Here is a 16846-nt window from a genome sequence, read left to right as displayed (position 1 = left end):
CATGCTGCGTGACTGCATGCTGCGTGACTGGTCGGCCGCTGCCAGTGTGACACAGTCGCCGTGCCACCGTCACGCCGGCAGGTGGTCGAGGATCGCCGCGCGTCGGTCTGCGAAGGCCGCCACGCGGGCGAGGTGGCGGTCCATGATCCCGGCGTCGCGGAGCGCGATGGTGCCCGGGTCGCCGCGCTCGAGCCCGGCCCGCCAGCGCTCGGCGATGAGACCCATGCGGTCCGAGACGGCGTCGAGCAACCGCGCGGGAGCGACGTCGCCGTACGCCTCCGCGACGGCGGCGAGACGATCCGCCGCCTCAGCCGCGGGAATGGGGCGCAGGAGAGGGACCCCGGACCACACCAGGAACGCCAGGTCGTCGAGCGGGCGGCCGGGCCCGGCGCGATCCCAATCGATCATGCCCGCGAAGTCGTCGTCGACGACGACCCAGTTGTAGAGCCCGGGGTCGTTGTGACAGATCACCTCGTCGGGCCCGAGCTCTTGCAATCCCTGGCGCCACTCGAGGGCGCCGGGCCGGAAGTCGCGCACGGCGTCGTGGAACCTCCGGAGCCACGCCGCGGCGTGCACGAGGGCGCGGGCGCTCGGCTGCTCGGTCTCGGGATCGAGGGTGCGGCCGGGCAGGTAGCTCAGCACCTCGCGGTCCTCGTCGTCCCGCCCGATCACGCGCGGGATCCCGTCGAGGCCCCGCTCGGCGAGGTGCGCGAGCAGCGCATGCACGGCGGGGGTCCAGGCGCCCGTGGGGCGGTGCACGCGGGTCTCGCCGTCGGGCAGGCGCACGCGCCACACGCCGCCGGATCCGCCCGGGAGGTATTCGGTTTCCACGCTTCGACGCTACCGCACGGCGGTCGGTGCGGAGCGCACCCGGTGCGCGGCGCCGCGGCCGCCGCTACACGTCGCCGCCGCTAAACGTCGTCGCCGCTACACGGAGTGGATGCGCGGTTCGACCGGGTGCAGGCCGATCTCGGGGCGCGGGGAACTCGGGTCGCCGTGGAGCTGCACGTGCAGGCTCTCCATGCGGGTGTCGAGCTCCGCAGCGGTGTCGGCGGCGGTCTTGAGCTCGTGGATCAGCGCGTCCGGCACCTGGCGGTCGTACTTGTAGTAGATCTTGTGCTCGAGCGTCGCCCAGAAGTCCATGGCGATCGTGCGGAACTGCACCTCGACCGGCACGTCCACGCGACCGGTCGAGAGGTAGACCGGCACCGAGATGATCGTGTGCAGGCTCTTGTAGCCGTTCGCCTTCGGCTCGTCGATGAAGTCCTCGACCTCGAGCACGGTGATGTCGTCCTGCTGGGTCAGCAGATCGAACAGCCGGTAGACGTCGCGGATGAACGCGCAGGTCACCCGCACGCCCGCGATGTCGTGGATCTCGCGACGGATCACGTCGAACTCGCTGCTCACCCCGCGCCGGCTGAGCTTGTCCACCAGGCTGTCGACCGACTTCACCCGGCTCGAGACGTGCTCGATCGGGTTGTACTCGTGCATGTGGAGGAACTCCTCCTGCAGGATCGCGAGTTTCGTCTCGACCTCCTGCATCGCGAATCGGTATTCGAGCAGGAAGCGCTGCATCTGGTCCCCGAGGGACCGCAATGCACTCGCGGATATGGTGATCTCGTCGTCGACGGCGGGAGTACTCATGGCGCCAGCGTAGCCAAGATGCTGACGAAGCGCCTGAGATGATCCGGATCCCGGCGTGGCGCGCGGGGCCCACTCGGCGCGCCGCGCATTCCGCCAGGCCGCTCAGCCCAGGCCGGCGATGAGGTTGATGGTGGTGGCGATGATCCCGGCGCCGAAGAGGTAGCCGAGCAGGGTCTGGGCGATCACGATGCGACGGATCGCGTTGCGCGAGATGTTCGTGTCGGCCACCTGGTACGCGATCCCGAGCCCGACGGCGAAGTAGATGAAGTCGGAGTACTCCGGGTCCTCGCGTTGGTTGAAGTCGATGCCCCCGGCGTCGTCCGCGTAGTACTCCTTGGCGTAGCGCAGCATGTAGTCGGTCTGGATCAGCAGCCAGGAGGAGAGCACGCTCAGCACGGCGACGCCCGCGAGCAGATAGGCGTCGAGGCCGTTGGAGTGGCGCGAGTGGAGCACCACGGCCGCGACGGCGCCGAGGCTGACGACGCTCCCGACGATCGCGATCGTGCGGGCGACGCGGTGGCCGGGGTCTTCTGCGGTCGCGTGGGCGCGGGTCTCGCCCGCGTCCATCCGCCACACCTGCAGGAGCGTCCAGGCCGCGCTCACGATGGCGAGTGCGGACCAGCCCGCGAGCAGGCCCGCGGCGACCCCGAGCACGGCGGCGACGGCGATGCCGGCCGCCACCCCGACGAGCAGGGCGACGGTCCAGCGCATGCGCACCTGCGCCCGCAGCGGGAGATCACTCATACCCGGATCGTAGCGCGTCGGGGCCGAGCGCTCAGCGGGTGCGGCGGGCGGCCTCGAACGCGTCGGCGTCGTCGTACCACCGGCACAGCCCGTCGAGCGCGTCGAATCCGCCCGCGACGAAGCCGCGCACCGCCGCCCGATACTGCGCCAGGTCGTCGACCATCCCGTACTCCACCCGGTACACGGGCTCGGATCCCCCGCGGGCGGGCACCATCGTGCTCACTCGCGCCAGGGCGTCGGCGTACAGCAGCAGCTGGATCCCGTCCCCCGCCGCCTCGTCCTCAACGGTGAAGACCTCGTTCTTCGAACCATAGTGCTCTGCCACGAACCCCCAGAAGGCCTCGACGGCCGACGGGGCGGAGCCGGGCCACCAGGATCCGTCGTGGCCCGCATCGTCGCTGAACGCGAGCACGCGGTCGAGGGTTCCGGATCCGGAATCCACGGGCGACCCCGCGTCACCGGCGCCCTCCGGGTCGTACGGCAGATCCCGCGCGGCGTGCGCCGCCTCCGAGCAGAGCAGGAAGCTCACCGTGCGCACCGCATCTCGCGCGAGGCCCGGGTGCTCCTGCCGCAGCGCCGCTTCGACGGCCGTTTCCATGCGGGTCCAGTCCGCTTTGTCGGTGCCCCGCGCGCCCCGGCGCGGATCCCGCGCGATCCGGAGCCCCGCACTCGCGCGCTCCGCGGTCTCGACCACCCGCAGCACATCGGGTAGCCGCGTCGGATCAACGGCGTCGGGCAGGCGGCGCGGCAGGGTCGAGCCGTGCAGGAACTGCCCGGTGTAGCGCAGCACGGCCTCGTCGAGCGGCGCCAGCGTCACGCCCCGCTGCGCCCGGCGGCGATGCGCGTCGTCCTCCTGCGCGCGCGACCAGTCCGCGGTCTCGCGCGCGGACCGCATCGCCGCGTGCACCTTGCCGCGGTCGAGCAGAGCGAGGTCGGCCCCGTGCGCGACGAGCTGGCCCCGATCCCACCGGGCGGCCGCGAGCGCGGCATCGACCTCGTCGGGCGCGCCGAGCAGCAGCGGATCGAGGAGCGCGACAGCCGCGCCCTCGTCGAGCGGCCCGTCGATCCCGGCGTCGCGGCAGAGCGGCAGCAGCGCACTGCACAGGATCAGGTGGCGGGCGAGGTCCGAGCGGATCGCCTCGAGGTGCGCCGCCTCGATCGGCAGGCTGAAGACCCGCGGATCGTGCAGCGCGTCGGCCCCACCGACGACCTCGAGCCGCAACCCGGCAACGCCGCGCAGCACGCGCGGCAGCCAGCCGTTGTCACGCCGGAACTCGACGGTCTCCACGCGGCCCCCGTTCGGTCAGACGTTGAAGCGCCACTCGCAGACGTCGCCGTCCTGCATCACGTAGTCCTTGCCCTCCATGCGCGCCTTGCCCTTCGCGCGGGCCTCGGCGACCGAGCCGGTCTCCACGAGGTCATCGAAGGAGATGATCTCGCCCTTGATGAACCCCTTCTCGAAGTCCGTGTGGATCGCGCCGGCCGCCTGCGGCGCCGTCGAGCCCTTCTTGATCGTCCAGGCGCGCGTCTCTTTGGGCCCGGCGGTCAGGTAGGTCTGCAGTCCGAGGGTGTCGAAGCCGACACGGGCGAGCTGATCCAGCCCGCTCTCCTCCTGCCCGATCGACGCGAGCAGCTCGGCCGCGTCCTCGTCGTCGAGCTCGATCAGCTCGCTCTCGAGCTTCGCGTCCAGGAAGATCGCCTTCGCGGGAGCGACGAGCTCGGCGAGCGCGTCGAGGCGCGCCTGATCGCCCAGCACCCCCTCGTCGACGTTGAAGACGTAGAGGAACGGCTTCGCCGTGAGCAGTCCGAGCTCGCGGATCGGCTCCAGGTCGAGCCCGGCGGTCGAGAGCAGCGTGCCCTCGTTGAGCACCTTCTGGGCGGCCTGCGCGGTCTCCACTACCTTCGCGTCGATCTTCTTCGACTTGAGCTCCTTCTCGAAGCGCGGCAGCGCCTTCTCGAGGGTCTGCAGGTCGGCGAGGATCAGCTCGGTGTTGATCGTCTCCATGTCGCTCGCCGGGTTCACGTCGCCGTCGACGTGGATCACGTCGGGATCGGTGAAGCCGCGCACGACCTGGGTGATCGCGTCCGCCTCGCGGATGTTCGCGAGGAACTGGTTGCCGAGCCCCTCGCCCTCGCTCGCACCGCGCACGATGCCCGCGATGTCGACGAAGCTCACGGGCGCCGGGAGGATCCGCTCCGAGCCGAAGATCTCGGCGAGCTTCTCGAGCCGCGGATCCGGCAGGTTCACGACGCCGACGTTCGGCTCGATCGTCGCGAACGGGTAGTTCGCGGCGAGCACCTGATTGCGCGTCAGCGCGTTGAAGAGGGTCGACTTGCCGACGTTCGGGAGACCGACGATTCCGATAGTAAGAGCCACGAGGGATCAGTCTACGCGTCTATCCGATCGCGGGCGGCCAGACGCCGAGGATCACCGACATGACGAGCACCGTGACGAGTTCGTGCGCGACGTTCATGACCGTGAGCGCGGCCGGGCGCCCCTCGAAGGCGTCGTGGGTGATGAAGCGCGCCGCGGTGAAGCCGGCCCACAGGATCAGCCCCGTGAACACCGCCGCCACGAGAAAGGATCCGCCGTAGAAGTCGAAGGCGATCCAGCTCGCCCCCGCCAGCACCCACGCGGAGATGAAGCTGACGACCAGTGTGATGAGGATCGGCCGCACGGCGGCCTTGGGGTCGTCCCCCGGCGTCACCTTCGCGAGTGCCATCCAGCGGTTCCCGAACACCTTCGGGGTGTACCAGATCGATCCGACGACCATGGTCGAGAGTGTTGCGACGATGACGGCCCAGTAGTTGATGTCGGGAATCATGAGTGTCTCCTCTGCCTCCGCTGCGCACCTTTGCGCCGCGCGATGTGAACATCATGCCACCGGCACGGGACATCCGAGCGGATTCCCCCTGTCGCCCGCGTCGACTCCGGGGATAGGATCGCCGCATGACTGACAACGATGCCGTACACGAGAAGATCCGCGAAGAGCGCGAGCGCGCCCAGAAGGAGAAGGATCGCCTGGAGGCCGCCGAGCAGCGCCGCCTCGATGACGAGAACCGCTGAGCCGCTGAGCCGCTGAGCCGCTGGAGTATTGCAGCGCTGAGCACGTGCGTCGCTGAGCCGGTGCACCGCCGCGTGGGATCGGGCCTGTCGGCGTCAACGTCAGTGGCGTGTGCCAGGATCGAAGCGTGCCCGTAGATTTCACCGCGCTCGATTTCGAGACCGCGAACAGCCACCCGTCCTCCGCCTGCTCGGTCGGGCTGGTGCGCGTCCGCGACGGCACGGTGGTCGAGCGCACCTCCTGGCTGATCCATCCGCCCGAGGGGCACGCGCAGTTCCTGCCGTTCAACATCAAGATCCACGGCATCACCCCGAGCATGGTGGTCGATGCGCTCCGGTGGGAGGAGCAGCTCGCCGACCTCACCGCTTTCATCGGCGACGACGTCGCGATCGCCCACAACGCCAGCTTCGACATGGGGGTCATTCGCGCGGCATGCGCGGAGACCATCACCCCCACCCCCCGCTTGAAGTACCTCTGCAGCGTGCAGGTCTCGCGCAAGACCTACGACATCCCGTCGCACCGTCTCCCGCTGTCGGCCGAAGCAGCGGGCTTCGGGGCCTTCGCCCACCACGACGCGCTCGCCGACGCGGAGGCCTGCGCCGCGATCATCAGCGATGCGGCCCGCCGCCACGAGGTGGGAGACGTGCTCACCCTCGCGAAGAAGACGGGCCTCCGAGTGCAGCAGCTGAAGGCGATCCCGCTGAAGCTCTGACGCCACTCGCGTCGAAACTCCCCGCATTGTCCGAGGCCCGTGGGAGCATGCAGCCATGACCGCGCTCCTCACGTTTCTCCTCGTCGCTGTGACCGCTCTACTCGCCGCTGCGGCCGGGGCCTTCGTCGGCGTCGCCGTGCGCGGCCGAGCCGCCGCGCAGCAGCTCACCGAGGCCGCGGCCGCGGCGGAGCGGGATCGCGGCCTCGCCGTGCAGCAGGCGCGACTCGACGCCGAGGCGGGCGCGCGCCTCCTCCGAGAAGAGCTCGCGGCCGCCGAGACGCGGGTGCAGGGGCTCGAAGAGCGCTTGCACGACGCGCACGTGCACGCACAGCAGCGCTCCGCGCTCGACCGGGAGGAGCAGCGGGTGCTGCAGCAGCTGGCTCCGCTCCGCGAGACCCTCGGCAAGCTCGAGGGCACGGTCGCCACGATGGAGCAGCAGCGGGCCGCCCAGCACGGCGAACTCACGGAGCAGCTGCGCCAGGCGGCCCGCGCCGAGGAGAAGCTGCGCGGCACGGCCGAGGGGCTCGCCGCGGCGCTCCGCTCGAACAACACGCGGGGGCTCTGGGGCGAAACGCAGCTGCGCCGCATCATCGAGGCCGCGGGCATGCTCGAGCGGGTGGATTTCGAGGTGCAGCAGCACCTCGCGTCCGAGCGGGGAGCGCTCCGCCCCGACATGGTCGTGCATCTCCCCGGCGGCAAGTCGATCGCCATCGACGCGAAGGTGCCGTTCGATGCCTATCTCGAGGCGCAGCATCTCGGCAACGCTCCGCGCTCGAGCGAGGCCGACGACGCGGCAGCCGACGCCCGCCGGGCCGTGCTGCTCGGCAAACACGCCAAGGCGCTGCGCGAGCACATCGTCGCGCTCAGCACACGCGACTACTCTGCCGCCCTCCCCGACTCCCCCGAGTTCGTCATCGCCTTCGTGCCGAGTGAGGCGCTCCTCTCGAGTGCTCTCGACACGGATCCGCTCCTGCTCGAGTACGCGTTCGAGCGCCGGGTGGCCCTTGCCTCCCCGGTGAGTCTCTGGGCGATTCTGAAGTCGGTGGCGCACAGCTGGCGGCAGGAATCGCTCACCGCCGAGGCCCGCACGCTGTTCGACCTCAGTCGCGAGCTGCACGCCCGCCTCGGACGCACGGCGGGGCACCTCGACAAGCTCGGCCGCACGCTGAGCCGAGGGGTGCAGGACTACAACGCGTTCGTGGGATCGCTCGAACGGCAGGTGCTGCCGACGGCCCGCAAGATCGGCGCGCTGAACGGCGAGCGGATCGGCACCGAACCGACCCAGCTCGACGACGCGGTGCGCCCGCTCGTGGCCCCCGAGCTGCAGGTCGCGGTGGAGGACGATCCGCGCGGTGTCACGCCAGCGGCCGAATGAGACGGTGCCCGATGGCCCGACGCCGCTCCGCGGCCCACAGCGCAATGCGCAGGTCCGTGAGCCCGGCGAGGGTCAGCGGGTCGCGTCCACTGAGTTCGTGCACGCGCCCGAGGCGGTGCCGCACGGTGTTGACGTGCACATAGAGGCGCGCGGCGGTCTCTTGGAGGTGCCGGTCGCACTCGATGAAGGCGGTGAGTGTGGAGACCAGGTCGCCGCGCCCCTCGTCATCCGCTTGCAGGATCGGGGCGAGCAGTTGCTCGATGAACGGCGCCAGCTGCTCGCTCGACTGCTGCTCCAGGAGCGCCTCGAGCGACACCAGTTGCTCCGGCCCAGCCACCCCACCGCGGCTCCGCGCGAGCTTCACCGCCGACCGCGCCTCGCTCAGCGCCCGCCGGAGATCCAGGAGATCGACGACGGCGCTGTACCCGCAGACGAATCCCGGCGTGCGGAATGCGGCGACGGGCGTCGGGCCCGAGACCATCACGGTCCCCAGCGCCGAGATCCCGACGATGGCTTCCGGCCAGTGCACGGCGAGGGCGCCCTCGCTCCCCCGCGGCCAGCAGCTCACCCGCAGCCGCGACCGGTCGAGGCCCCGCGATTCCACCTCGGGGAGGATCGCGGCGGGGTGCGCCAGCCCGCTGGCGATCAGGTCGATCAGCTGCCCGAGCTGCGCGAGCCGATCCGCGGAGTCCCGCTCGCGCTCCCGGCGCGAGAACTCGAGCAGACTGTCGAGCTGCTCCCGGAATTCTCGAGACGGACCCGGCGCCTCCGGCACCTCGAGCGTCGCCGAGGCGCGTCGGCGCAATTCCGCCTCGGCGGCACCGTTTCGCGCCAGTTCCAACAGCTCCGAGATCAGCGCCGTCTCCTTCCGCCTCGCTTCACCCTCCAACTCGCTCCGTCGCTTCAGTACCGCATCGTTGACTGTGAGAAACGGCACGCCGTGCGGCACGACCACGAGGGGCACCTCGTGCGCGCGGCACGCGTCGACCAGTTCGCGCGGCGGCTGGAGGTGGACCTCGCCGAGCCCCAGCGCGATCCCGGTCACGCCGGCTGCCGCGACCGCCGACGCGAACTGCTCGGCGGTCCCCGGCCCGACGAGCGCACTCCCCAGGGTGCACACGAGCTCGTGGGCTCGGAGGTGCGGCCGGGGGTCGATCTGCTCGGTCGCGTGGACCCACGAGACCGGCCGTCGCCCCGCGTCCGCGGGGACATACGCCGGTTCGAGTTCCAGTGACGCATCGGCCATGAGGTCGGCGAGCGTGACCAGAACGTCACGGTCCGAGCGTGCGATCTCCATGTCCCGAATTGTAGCTTCACACAACCACCATCGCGAAGTCTGGAGAAAACACCTCGATTCTCCCGATTTCGAATGGACGAGTGAATAATTGCGGGAGCACGCTCGATCTGGCCAAAGGAGACCATCGTGACCTCACTCCCCACCGAGGCGCCCTCGTCGGCGCAGACCCTGAAACGCGAGTTCTCCTTCGGGTCGGCCTTCGCGTTCTCCTTCGCCTTCATCTCACCGATCGTGGCGCTCTACGGCATCTTCGGCCTCGCCATCACCGCGGCCGGCCCGTCGTTCTGGTGGGGCTTCCTCATCGTCTTCGGCGGGCAGCTCCTCGTCGCACTGGTCTTCGCCATGCTCGTGTCCCGCTGGCCGCTCGAGGGATCGATCTACCAGTGGTCGAATCGTATGCTCGGTGCGGGTTACGGCTGGTTCGCGGGGTGGTTCTACATCTGGACGCTCACGATCGCCATGGCGACCGTCGCGCTCGGCGCCGCCGGCTTCATCGCCAACATCCTCGGCATCCACGAGCCGAGCGGCACGCAGGTCGCGCTCATCGCGTTCGTCGTGCTCGCCCTCGGCACCCTCATCAACCTCGCGGGTCGCGGGATCCTCAAGGGGTTCATGTTCGCGAGCATCATCGCGGAGGTCGTCGGATCGATCGGGCTGGGTGTGTGGCTGCTGATCGCGCACCGCGAGCACGACCTGTCGGTGCTCTTCGACGGCGGTGCGAGCCTCGACGCGGCCGAGGGGTACTTCGCGGTCGGCGGCCCGTTCCTGCTGGCGATGGTCTTCATCGGCTTCTCCTTCGTCGGGTTCGAGAGCGCCGGATCGATCGCCGAGGAGGTGCACGAACCGCGCAAGAACCTGCCGAAGGCCGTGCTCTTCTCGATCAGCTTCATCGCGGTGGTGGTGATGTTCTCGAGCCTCGCGATCATCCTCGCGACGCCGGAGAACGCCAGCGAGCTCCCCGGGTACGATGTCGACCCGGTGTACGCGGTCCTCACCGCTCAGCTGGGCGCCGGGATCGCGCTGCCCCTGCAGGCGCTGTTCGCCATCGGTTTCATCGCGAGCTTCCTCGCGCTCCAGACCTCGGCCTCCCGCCTCATCTGGGCGAAGGCCCGCGATGGCGCGCTCCCCTTCTCCACCGCTCTCACGAAGCTCAGCCGGGTGCAGCGGCAACCGGTCGGACCGATCCTCATCACGACCGTGATCGGCACCGCGCTCTTCCTGCTGAGCAACGTCGCCGAGAATCTGTACACGATGATGGTCAACTTCACGTCGGGCGGGTTCTACCTGAGCTTCCTCTTCCCGGTTGTCGCATTCGCCGCAACGGTGCTCCGACGGGCCTGGCGCCCGGGCCCCTTCTCGATCGGCCGGTGGACCCCGGTGGTCGCCGTCGCCGCGCTGGTCTGGGTGGTGTTCGAACTCGTGAACATCGCGTGGCCGCGCGAGCTCAACGGCAACGCGTGGCTGGACTGGTCGGTCATCGTCGGGGCGGCCGCGCTGACCGTCATCGGCGCGCTCATCTACGCTCGGGTACGCCGCCGGATCGTCCCGGTCGACTCGAGTGCGATCCTCCTGCCCGTGTCGGACGGAGCCGAGCGATGAGCACGGAGCGCACGACCGGCCCCGCCGGCGGACCCGTCGCGATCGTCACGGGGGCCGCCGGAGGCATGGGGAGCGCCATCGCGCGACGGCTCGCGACCGGCGGCATGACCGTCGTGGGGCTCGACCGGGCGGCAGCGCAGGACTGCCACCGGTCCGAGGTGCTCGATGTCGCGGATCAGCGTGCCGTGCGGTCCGCGATCGACGGGATCATCGCCGAGTTCGGGCCCATCGACGCCCTCGTGAGCACCGCCGGCCACTACCGCAGCGTGCCGTTCACCGACGTGTCGGACGAGGATCTGCGCACGATGCTCCGGGTGCACCTCGGCGGATTCTTTGCTGCCAGCCAGGCGGTGCTCCCGGGCATGCTGGCTCGCGGGCAGGGATCCATCGTGGCGATCGCGAGCGAACTCGCCGTGGGCGGGGGCGCCAGGGATTCTCACTACGCCGCGGCGAAGGGCGCCGTGCTCGGCGCGGTGCGCAGCCTCGCCGCCGAGGTCGCCGACGCCGGCGTGCGGGTCAACGCGGTCGCGCCCGGTCCCACGAACACCCCCATGCTGGCCCAGGATTCCCCCTGGCGGGAACCCGGGTACCTGCGCACGCTGCCGACGCGCGCGCTCGCGGAACCGGAGGAGGTCGCGCTCTGCGTCGACTTCCTCGTGCGTTCCGGCGGATTCATGACGGGCGAAGTCCTCAATCCCAACTCAGGGGCGGTGATCTGATGGCACAGCATTCCTCTCACGATTTCGACGGGCGCAACGGGCTCGACGGGCGCAACGGGCTCGACGGGCTCGACGGGCTCACCGCCCTCGTCACCGGCGCGACGGGAGGGCTTGGGGTCGCCGAGACCACGGTCCTCCGCACCGCGGGTGCGCAGGTGCTGGCCCACGCCCGCACCTCAGACGAGCGACTCCGGAGGCTCGAGGAGTCGACGGGAGCGATCGGGGTCGTCCAGGATCTCAGCACCCCGGAGGCCTGCCGCGCGCTCGTGCGCACGGCCGCCGAGATCCACGGCGCCCTCGACGTTGTCGTGGCCAATCACGCGGCCATGTCGATGTCCCCGCTCGTCGACGCGGATCCGGAGGAGTGGTGGCGCGTCGTCGACGTCAACCTGGTCGGCACCTTCGCGCTGGTGCAGGAGGCGGTGCGTGTCATGCGGGAGCAGGGCCGCGGCGGTCGGATCATCGTGATCGTGAGCGAGTGGGGCGTGACCGGCTGGCCCAACGCCTCCGCTTATGCGGCGTCGAAGGCGGGCCTGATCAGCCTGGTGAAGTGTCTCGGTCACGAGCTCGCCCCCGAGGGGATCCTCGTGAACGCGATCGCCCCCGGGGTGATCGATACCCCCCAGCTCACTGTCGACGCCGCGGACGCCGGGCTCACCCTCGATGCCATGCACGCGCAGTACGCCGAGCAGATCCCCGCGGGTCGCATCGGTCGTCCGGAGGAGATCGCCGCCGCCGTGGCGTTCCTCGCTCAGCCGAGCCTGCGGTCGATCGCGGGTCAGACCCTCCAGCTCAACGGCGGCTCGACGCGCAGCCGCGTGTAGCCCCTCGACCAGAAAGGTTCTCCGTGAACACCACTCCCCCGATTCCCCCGGTCGACGGTCAGGTCTCCCCGCGGTACGCCGGGCTCACCAGCTTCGCCCGGCTACCTCGACTGAACGATGCTCCGGACTACGACATCGCCGTCGTCGGCGTGCCCTTCGACACGGGCGTCACGTTCCGCCCCGGAGCACGCTTCGGTCCCGGGGCGATCCGCGAGGCGTCGCGTCTGCTCCGACCGTACAACCCCGCGCTCGACGTGGCACCGTTCGACAGCGTGCAGGTCGTCGACGCGGGCGATGTCGACTGCAACCCCTTCGATATCACCACCGCACTCACCGAGATCGAGGCGGGCATCAGCGGCCTCATCGCCGGTGGCAAGCGGGTGATGGTGCTCGGCGGCGACCACACCATCGCGCTGGCGTCCCTCCGGGCCCTGCACCGCGAGCACGGTCCGGTCGCCCTCGTCCACTTCGACGCGCACCTCGACACCTGGGGGCCGTACTTCGACACCCCGGTGACGCACGGCACACCGTTCCGGGTCGCCATCGAAGAGGGGCTGCTGCTCAAGGAGCACTCCGCGCACGTGGGCATTCGAGGGTCGCTCTACAGCGCCGACGACCTGACCGATGACGCGGAACTCGGGTTCACCATCGTGCACGCCCGCGAGTTCCACACCACACCCTTCCTCGACATCATCGCCCGCATCAGTGAGCGGATCGGGGACGCTCCGCTGTACATCTCGATCGACATCGACGTGCTGGATCCCGCGCACGCCCCCGGCACCGGCACACCCGAGGCGGGAGGCCTCACGAGTCGTGAGCTCCTTGAGCTGCTCCGCGGTCTCCGGGACAAGAACGTCGTCGGTGCGGACGTCGTCGAGGTGGCACCCGCCTACGACCACGCGAGCATCACCGCCGTCGCCGCCGCGCACTGCGCCTATGATTTGGTCAGCATCATGAGCGAGCGGATGACGGAGGAGATCGATGGGCGCTGACGTCGTCTGGCCGGACGCCGCGGTCTGCGCCGCCTCGTTCTCCTTCGACGTCGACGGCGAGGCGGCGGCCATCGCCGCTGATCCCGCAACGGCGCGCAGCATGAGCGCGATGAGCCACCAGGCCTACGGGCCGCTCGTGGGAGTCGCACGGCTGCTCGACATCCTGGATCATCGGCGGGTGCGCAGCACCTTCTTCGTGCCCGGCGCCACCGCCGACCGCTACCCGGGTGTCGTCCGTGACATCGCAGCCGCCGGGCACGAGATCGCGCACCACGGGTACCACCACGTCACCCCGACGACGCTCTCACCCGCGGAGCAGGCCGAGCAGCTCGACCGCGGTTCCGACACGCTCGAGCAGTTGACGGGGCTCCGGCCCGTGGGCTATCGCGCACCGATGTGGGACCTGTCGTGGGAGATGCCGGGGCTCCTCGCCGAGCGCGGATTCCAGTATGACTCGAGCCTCATGGACGGCGATGTGCCGTACGCACTCGCCACGAGGTCGGAACGGCCAGGTCGTGCACCGCTCATCGAGATCCCGATCCAGTGGGCCCTCGACGACTGGGAGCAGTACTGCTATCTGCCCGGGGTCACCGAGCTCGGCCCGATCCAGACACCCGAGCACGCGGTGGCGCTCTGGCGGAGCGAACTCGATGGGATGCGCCGCTTCGGCGGCTGCTGGGTGCTCACGAACCACCCGTTCCTGTCCGGGCGTCCGGGACGCGCCGCGGCCCTCGACGCGCTCATTGCCGAGGTTCTGGAGCTCCCCGATGTGTGGGTCGCTCCGCTCGCGGACATCGCCGACCGGGTGCGCGGGAGCGTCGGGGCACCCCGCGCGGTGGCCCCGATCCCGAGCAGCATGCTGCGGACGGCGCCCCGCGAGGACTAGTTCCAGCGGTTGGGATCCATGTCGCTGATGACGTGGCGGATGGTGCCCGAGTGCGAGCGCATCACGATGCTCTCGGCGCGCACGAAGGGCCCGCGGCGCTGCACGCCGTCGATGAACTCGGCGTCGGTGATCCCGGTGGCCACGAAGTAGGCGTTGTCGCTCGAGACGAGGTCGTTCGCCTGCAGTACGCGGCTGAGGTCGTGGCCGGCGTCGATCGCGCGCTGGCGCTCCTCGTCGTCCTTCGGCCAGAGGCGGCCCTGGATCACTCCGCCGAGCGCCTTCACTGCGCAGGCGGTGATGATGCCCTCGGGGGTGCCGCCGATGCCGACGCACATGTCGATGGCCGAGTCCCAGCGGGCCGCGTTCACGCCCCCGGCGACGTCGCCGTCCATGATCAGTCGGGTGCCGGCGCCCGCGGCGCGGATGTCGGCGATCAGCTGGTCGTGACGGGGGCGGTCGAGCACGGCGACGCGGATGTCGGAGACGTCGACCTGCTTGGCCCGCGCGAGGGCCCGAATGTTCTCGCCGATGGGGCGGTCGATGTCGACGACGCCCACGCCCTCCGGCCCGCAGACGAGCTTGTCCATGTAGAAGACCGCCGAGGGGTCGTACATGCTGCCGCGGTCCGCGACGGCGATGACCGAGAGCGCCCCCGGGCGGCCCTCGGCCGTGAGGCGGGTGCCGTCGATCGGGTCCACGGCCACGTCGCACTCGGCACCGTCGCCATTGCCCACGACCTCGCCGTTGTAGAGCCAGGGGGCGTCGTCCTTCTCGCCCTCGCCGATCACGACGGTGCCCTTCATGTTCACGGTCGAGAGGAACCGCCGCATCGCGTCGACCGCTGCGCCGTCGGCCGCGTTCTTGTCGCCGCGCCCGATCCACGGTGTCGCGCGCATCGCTGCCGCCTCGGTCGCGCGAACGAGCTCCATCGCAAGGTTACGGTCGGGCTGCCACTCGCCCAGAGAATTCGGTTCAGTCATGTCCCTAAGCCTACCGCGTAGACTTGGGGCGACAGCGGCCTCGAGCCGATTCGACACGACGCCAAGGAGCTCACCACATGCCCGTCGCAACCCCGGACCAGTATGCCGCGATGCTCGATGCTGCGAAGTCGGGAGCCTTCGCGTTCCCGGCCGTCAACGTGTCGAGTTCGCAGACCCTGAACGCGGCGCTGCAGGGCTTCTCCGAGGCGGGATCCGACGGGATCATCCAGGTCAGCTTCGGCGGCGCGGACTACTTCGCCGGGCAGTCGGTGCAGAATCGCGTCGGCGGGGCCATCGCGTTCGCCAAGTACGCCGAGGAGGTGGCGAAGGCGCACGACGTCACCGTCGCGCTCCACACGGATCACTGCCCGAAGCAGCACCTGGAGAACTTCGTGCTCCCGCTCGTCGCCGCGAGCGAGCAGCGGGTGCAGGAGGGCGGGCTGCCCTACTTCCAGTCGCACATGTGGGACGGCTCGGCGATCCCGCTCGGCGAGAACCTCAGCATCGCGCAGGAGCTCCTGCCCCGCATGGCCGCGATCGACATCGTGCTCGAGGTCGAGATCGGCGTCGTGGGCGGCGAAGAGGACGGCATCAGCCACGAGATCAACGATCAGCTCTACACCACGCTCGACGACGCGGTCGCGACGGTCGAGGCCCTCGGACTCGGTGAGCGCGGCCGCTACCTCACCGCGCTCACCTTCGGCAACGTCCACGGCGTCTACAAGCCGGGCAACGTGCGTCTGCGCCCCGAGCTGCTCGCCGAGATCCAGTCGGGCCTGCAGGCCAAGTACGGCACGGGTGAGAAGCCCCTCGACCTCGTCTTCCACGGCGGCTCGGGATCCACTCCCGAGGAGATCGCCGAGGCGGTCGCCAACGGCGTCATCAAGATGAACATCGATACTGACACGCAATACGCGTTCACCCGGCCGATCGCCGACTTCATCCTCAAGAACTACGAGGGCGTGCTGAAGGTCGACGGCGAGGTCGGCAACAAGAAGCAGTACGACCCCCGGGCCTACGGCAAGGTCGGTGAGGCCGGCATGGCCGCGCGCATCGCGCTCGCGGCGCAGCAGCTCGGGTCGGCCGGCCGCTCGGTGAGCGCAGCATGACCGATCAGCGCGACGATTCGACGCCCGAGGGTTCCGCGCCTGAGGGTTCGACCTCCAAGGGTTCGACTTCCGAGACCGCGCCCGCGCAGCCGGCGCCCGCCGCTCGGCCCCGACCCGCGTTCGGCGAGTACGCGCCCGAGGGCTGGGAGTGGAAGCCGGAGGACTCGACATCCGACGCGTCCGCGTCGGGATCCTCGGCACCGTCCGTGACGCCGCCGGCTGGCCCATCGGCGCCTGCCGCAGATGCGGGGCGCATCGCCGGTGTCCCCCACAATCTCGGCGCGGGATCCGGTCGCGGCTCGTCCGCGTCTGCGGCTCCTGCCGCTCCGGCGCCGTCCTCCTCATCTTCGTCCGCACCGTCGGCCCCCGGGCCGGGCTCAGCGTCATCGCGCAACGGGGATCCCGAGCCGTATCGGGCCACCGCGGCACCCGCGGTGGCGCAGTCGGCACCGACCTACGCGCCCGGCGCACCGAAGCCGCGCACCGGTGACCGGATCACCACCATCATCCTGCTCGTCGTCGGCGCGGTGGGCGCGCTCATCTCGGCGCAGTCGATGCTCGCGCTGCCGTCGAGCTTCTCGCTCATGGGGGACGCGGTGGGGCTCACCGATTTCGAGGTCCCCTCCTGGCTCGGCACGCTCGGCACCGTCAGCGCGCTGGCGTTCATCGCGGTCTACGCGGTCACGCTGATCTTCTCGATCCAGCGGATGCGCGCGCGCAAGATCACGTTCTGGGTGCCGCTGACCGCCGGCGCGGTGGTGTTCGTCGCGATGTTCGTGCTCACGACCATCGCCATCACGAGCATGCCGGAGCTGATGAGCCAGTTGTCGGATCCCGACGCGACGCAGCGGATGCTGGACTACCTGTCCACCACGCCCTAAGTTGGTGAGCCGGCACCGG

General features: G+C 70.2%; 17 protein-coding genes. 9 read left to right on the top strand and 8 right to left on the bottom strand.

Annotation, left to right across the window (positions count from 1 at the left end; translation table 11 throughout):
• Nucleotides 1-69: 69 nt before the first annotated feature.
• The 6 genes from MUN76_RS14075 to MUN76_RS14050 all read right to left on the bottom strand — a co-directional run bounded on the left by MUN76_RS14075 (nt 70) and on the right by MUN76_RS14050 (nt 5213).
• Nucleotides 70-831: a phosphotransferase gene (locus MUN76_RS14075; protein ID WP_244685539.1), complete on the bottom strand. Its 762-nt coding sequence runs from the start codon at nt 829-831 to the stop codon at nt 70-72.
• A 96-nt stretch (nt 832-927) separates the two neighbouring features.
• Entirely contained in the window at nt 928-1644 is a 717-nt protein-coding gene (locus tag MUN76_RS14070; RefSeq protein ID WP_244685537.1) for a GTP pyrophosphokinase, read from the bottom strand.
• 102 nt (nt 1645-1746) lie between these two features.
• On the bottom strand, nt 1747-2388 hold the full coding sequence (locus tag MUN76_RS14065; RefSeq protein WP_244685536.1) for a DUF1345 domain-containing protein: 642 nt from the start codon (nt 2386-2388) through the stop codon (nt 1747-1749).
• 31 nt (nt 2389-2419) lie between these two features.
• Nucleotides 2420-3676, bottom strand: coding sequence for a DUF6357 family protein (locus MUN76_RS14060; RefSeq protein ID WP_244685534.1), 1257 nt, complete (start codon nt 3674-3676; stop codon nt 2420-2422).
• 15 nt (nt 3677-3691) lie between these two features.
• Nucleotides 3692-4765: a redox-regulated ATPase YchF gene (ychF, locus tag MUN76_RS14055; RefSeq protein ID WP_244685532.1), complete on the bottom strand. Its 1074-nt coding sequence runs from the start codon at nt 4763-4765 to the stop codon at nt 3692-3694.
• A gap of 19 nt (nt 4766-4784) precedes the next feature.
• Nucleotides 4785-5213, bottom strand: a complete 429-nt coding sequence (locus MUN76_RS14050) for a DUF1761 domain-containing protein (RefSeq protein ID WP_244685530.1) — start codon at nt 5211-5213, stop codon at nt 4785-4787.
• A 367-nt stretch (nt 5214-5580) separates the two neighbouring features.
• Here MUN76_RS14050 and MUN76_RS14045 point away from each other — a divergent pair, with 367 nt between their 5' ends.
• Together MUN76_RS14045 and MUN76_RS14040 are read left to right on the top strand one after the other, a co-directional pair.
• A complete protein-coding gene (locus MUN76_RS14045) occupies nt 5581-6165 on the top strand; it encodes an exonuclease domain-containing protein (protein ID WP_244685528.1) in 585 nt (194 codons plus the stop codon).
• Between the two features lie 55 nt (nt 6166-6220).
• A complete protein-coding gene (locus MUN76_RS14040; RefSeq protein WP_244685526.1) occupies nt 6221-7540 on the top strand; it encodes a DNA recombination protein RmuC in 1320 nt (439 codons plus the stop codon).
• Here the strand turns inward: MUN76_RS14040 and MUN76_RS14035 are convergent.
• Entirely contained in the window at nt 7521-8837 is a 1317-nt protein-coding gene (locus MUN76_RS14035) for a PucR family transcriptional regulator (protein WP_244685524.1), read from the bottom strand. The two genes, MUN76_RS14040 and MUN76_RS14035, sit on opposite strands and share 20 nt — an antisense overlap.
• 126 nt (nt 8838-8963) lie before the next feature.
• Here MUN76_RS14035 and MUN76_RS14030 point away from each other — a divergent pair, with 126 nt between their 5' ends.
• Genes MUN76_RS14030 through MUN76_RS14010 form a run of 5 tightly spaced genes read left to right on the top strand, consistent with a single transcriptional unit; the run spans nt 8964 to nt 13857 of the window.
• Nucleotides 8964-10436, top strand: coding sequence for an APC family permease (locus MUN76_RS14030; RefSeq protein ID WP_244685523.1), 1473 nt, complete (start codon nt 8964-8966; stop codon nt 10434-10436).
• Entirely contained in the window at nt 10433-11155 is a 723-nt protein-coding gene (locus tag MUN76_RS14025) for an SDR family NAD(P)-dependent oxidoreductase (RefSeq protein WP_244685521.1), read from the top strand. Before MUN76_RS14030 ends, MUN76_RS14025 begins: the two co-directional genes overlap by 4 nt.
• A complete protein-coding gene (locus MUN76_RS14020; RefSeq protein WP_244685519.1) occupies nt 11155-11979 on the top strand; it encodes an SDR family NAD(P)-dependent oxidoreductase in 825 nt (274 codons plus the stop codon). Before MUN76_RS14025 ends, MUN76_RS14020 begins: the two co-directional genes overlap by 1 nt.
• A gap of 23 nt (nt 11980-12002) precedes the next feature.
• Nucleotides 12003-12971, top strand: coding sequence for an agmatinase (gene speB / locus MUN76_RS14015; RefSeq protein WP_244685517.1), 969 nt, complete (start codon nt 12003-12005; stop codon nt 12969-12971).
• Nucleotides 12961-13857: a polysaccharide deacetylase family protein gene (locus MUN76_RS14010; RefSeq protein ID WP_244685515.1), complete on the top strand. Its 897-nt coding sequence runs from the start codon at nt 12961-12963 to the stop codon at nt 13855-13857. The genes speB and MUN76_RS14010 overlap by 11 nt, the downstream gene beginning before the upstream one ends.
• Here MUN76_RS14010 and glpX read toward each other — a convergent pair.
• Nucleotides 13854-14837, bottom strand: a complete 984-nt coding sequence (gene glpX, locus MUN76_RS14005) for a class II fructose-bisphosphatase (protein WP_244685513.1) — start codon at nt 14835-14837, stop codon at nt 13854-13856. The two genes, MUN76_RS14010 and glpX, sit on opposite strands and share 4 nt — an antisense overlap.
• A gap of 77 nt (nt 14838-14914) precedes the next feature.
• On the opposite strand from glpX, the gene fbaA reads away from it, so the two are divergent.
• The gene (fbaA, locus tag MUN76_RS14000; protein ID WP_244685511.1) at nt 14915-15946 is read left to right on the top strand and encodes a class II fructose-bisphosphate aldolase; all 1032 of its coding nucleotides are present in this window, start codon (nt 14915-14917) and stop codon (nt 15944-15946) included.
• Complete coding sequence (locus MUN76_RS13995; RefSeq protein ID WP_244685509.1) at nt 15943-16827, top strand: DUF6264 family protein; 885 nt, start codon at nt 15943-15945, stop codon at nt 16825-16827. Before fbaA ends, MUN76_RS13995 begins: the two co-directional genes overlap by 4 nt.
• Nucleotides 16828-16846 lie beyond the last annotated feature (19 nt).

The sequence above is a fragment of the Leucobacter rhizosphaerae genome, from assembly GCF_022919175.1.
GTDB classification, from domain to species: domain Bacteria; phylum Actinomycetota; class Actinomycetes; order Actinomycetales; family Microbacteriaceae; genus Leucobacter; species Leucobacter rhizosphaerae.
This window is presented reverse-complemented; position numbering and strand designations above follow the sequence as displayed.

Coding starts and splice junctions, on each gene's coding strand:
- fbaA (WP_244685511.1), top strand. CDS start 14,915: ATGCCCGTCGCAACCCCGGACCAGTATGCCGCGATGCTCGATGCTGCG.
- glpX (WP_244685513.1), bottom strand. CDS start 14,837: ATGACTGAACCGAATTCTCTGGGCGAGTGGCAGCCCGACCGTAACCTT.
- MUN76_RS13995 (WP_244685509.1), top strand. CDS start 15,943: ATGACCGATCAGCGCGACGATTCGACGCCCGAGGGTTCCGCGCCTGAG.
- MUN76_RS14065 (WP_244685536.1), bottom strand. CDS start 2,388: ATGAGTGATCTCCCGCTGCGGGCGCAGGTGCGCATGCGCTGGACCGTC.
- MUN76_RS14050 (WP_244685530.1), bottom strand. CDS start 5,213: ATGATTCCCGACATCAACTACTGGGCCGTCATCGTCGCAACACTCTCG.
- MUN76_RS14035 (WP_244685524.1), bottom strand. CDS start 8,837: ATGGAGATCGCACGCTCGGACCGTGACGTTCTGGTCACGCTCGCCGAC.
- MUN76_RS14070 (WP_244685537.1), bottom strand. CDS start 1,644: ATGAGTACTCCCGCCGTCGACGACGAGATCACCATATCCGCGAGTGCA.
- MUN76_RS14040 (WP_244685526.1), top strand. CDS start 6,221: ATGACCGCGCTCCTCACGTTTCTCCTCGTCGCTGTGACCGCTCTACTC.
- MUN76_RS14010 (WP_244685515.1), top strand. CDS start 12,961: ATGGGCGCTGACGTCGTCTGGCCGGACGCCGCGGTCTGCGCCGCCTCG.
- MUN76_RS14020 (WP_244685519.1), top strand. CDS start 11,155: ATGGCACAGCATTCCTCTCACGATTTCGACGGGCGCAACGGGCTCGAC.
- MUN76_RS14025 (WP_244685521.1), top strand. CDS start 10,433: ATGAGCACGGAGCGCACGACCGGCCCCGCCGGCGGACCCGTCGCGATC.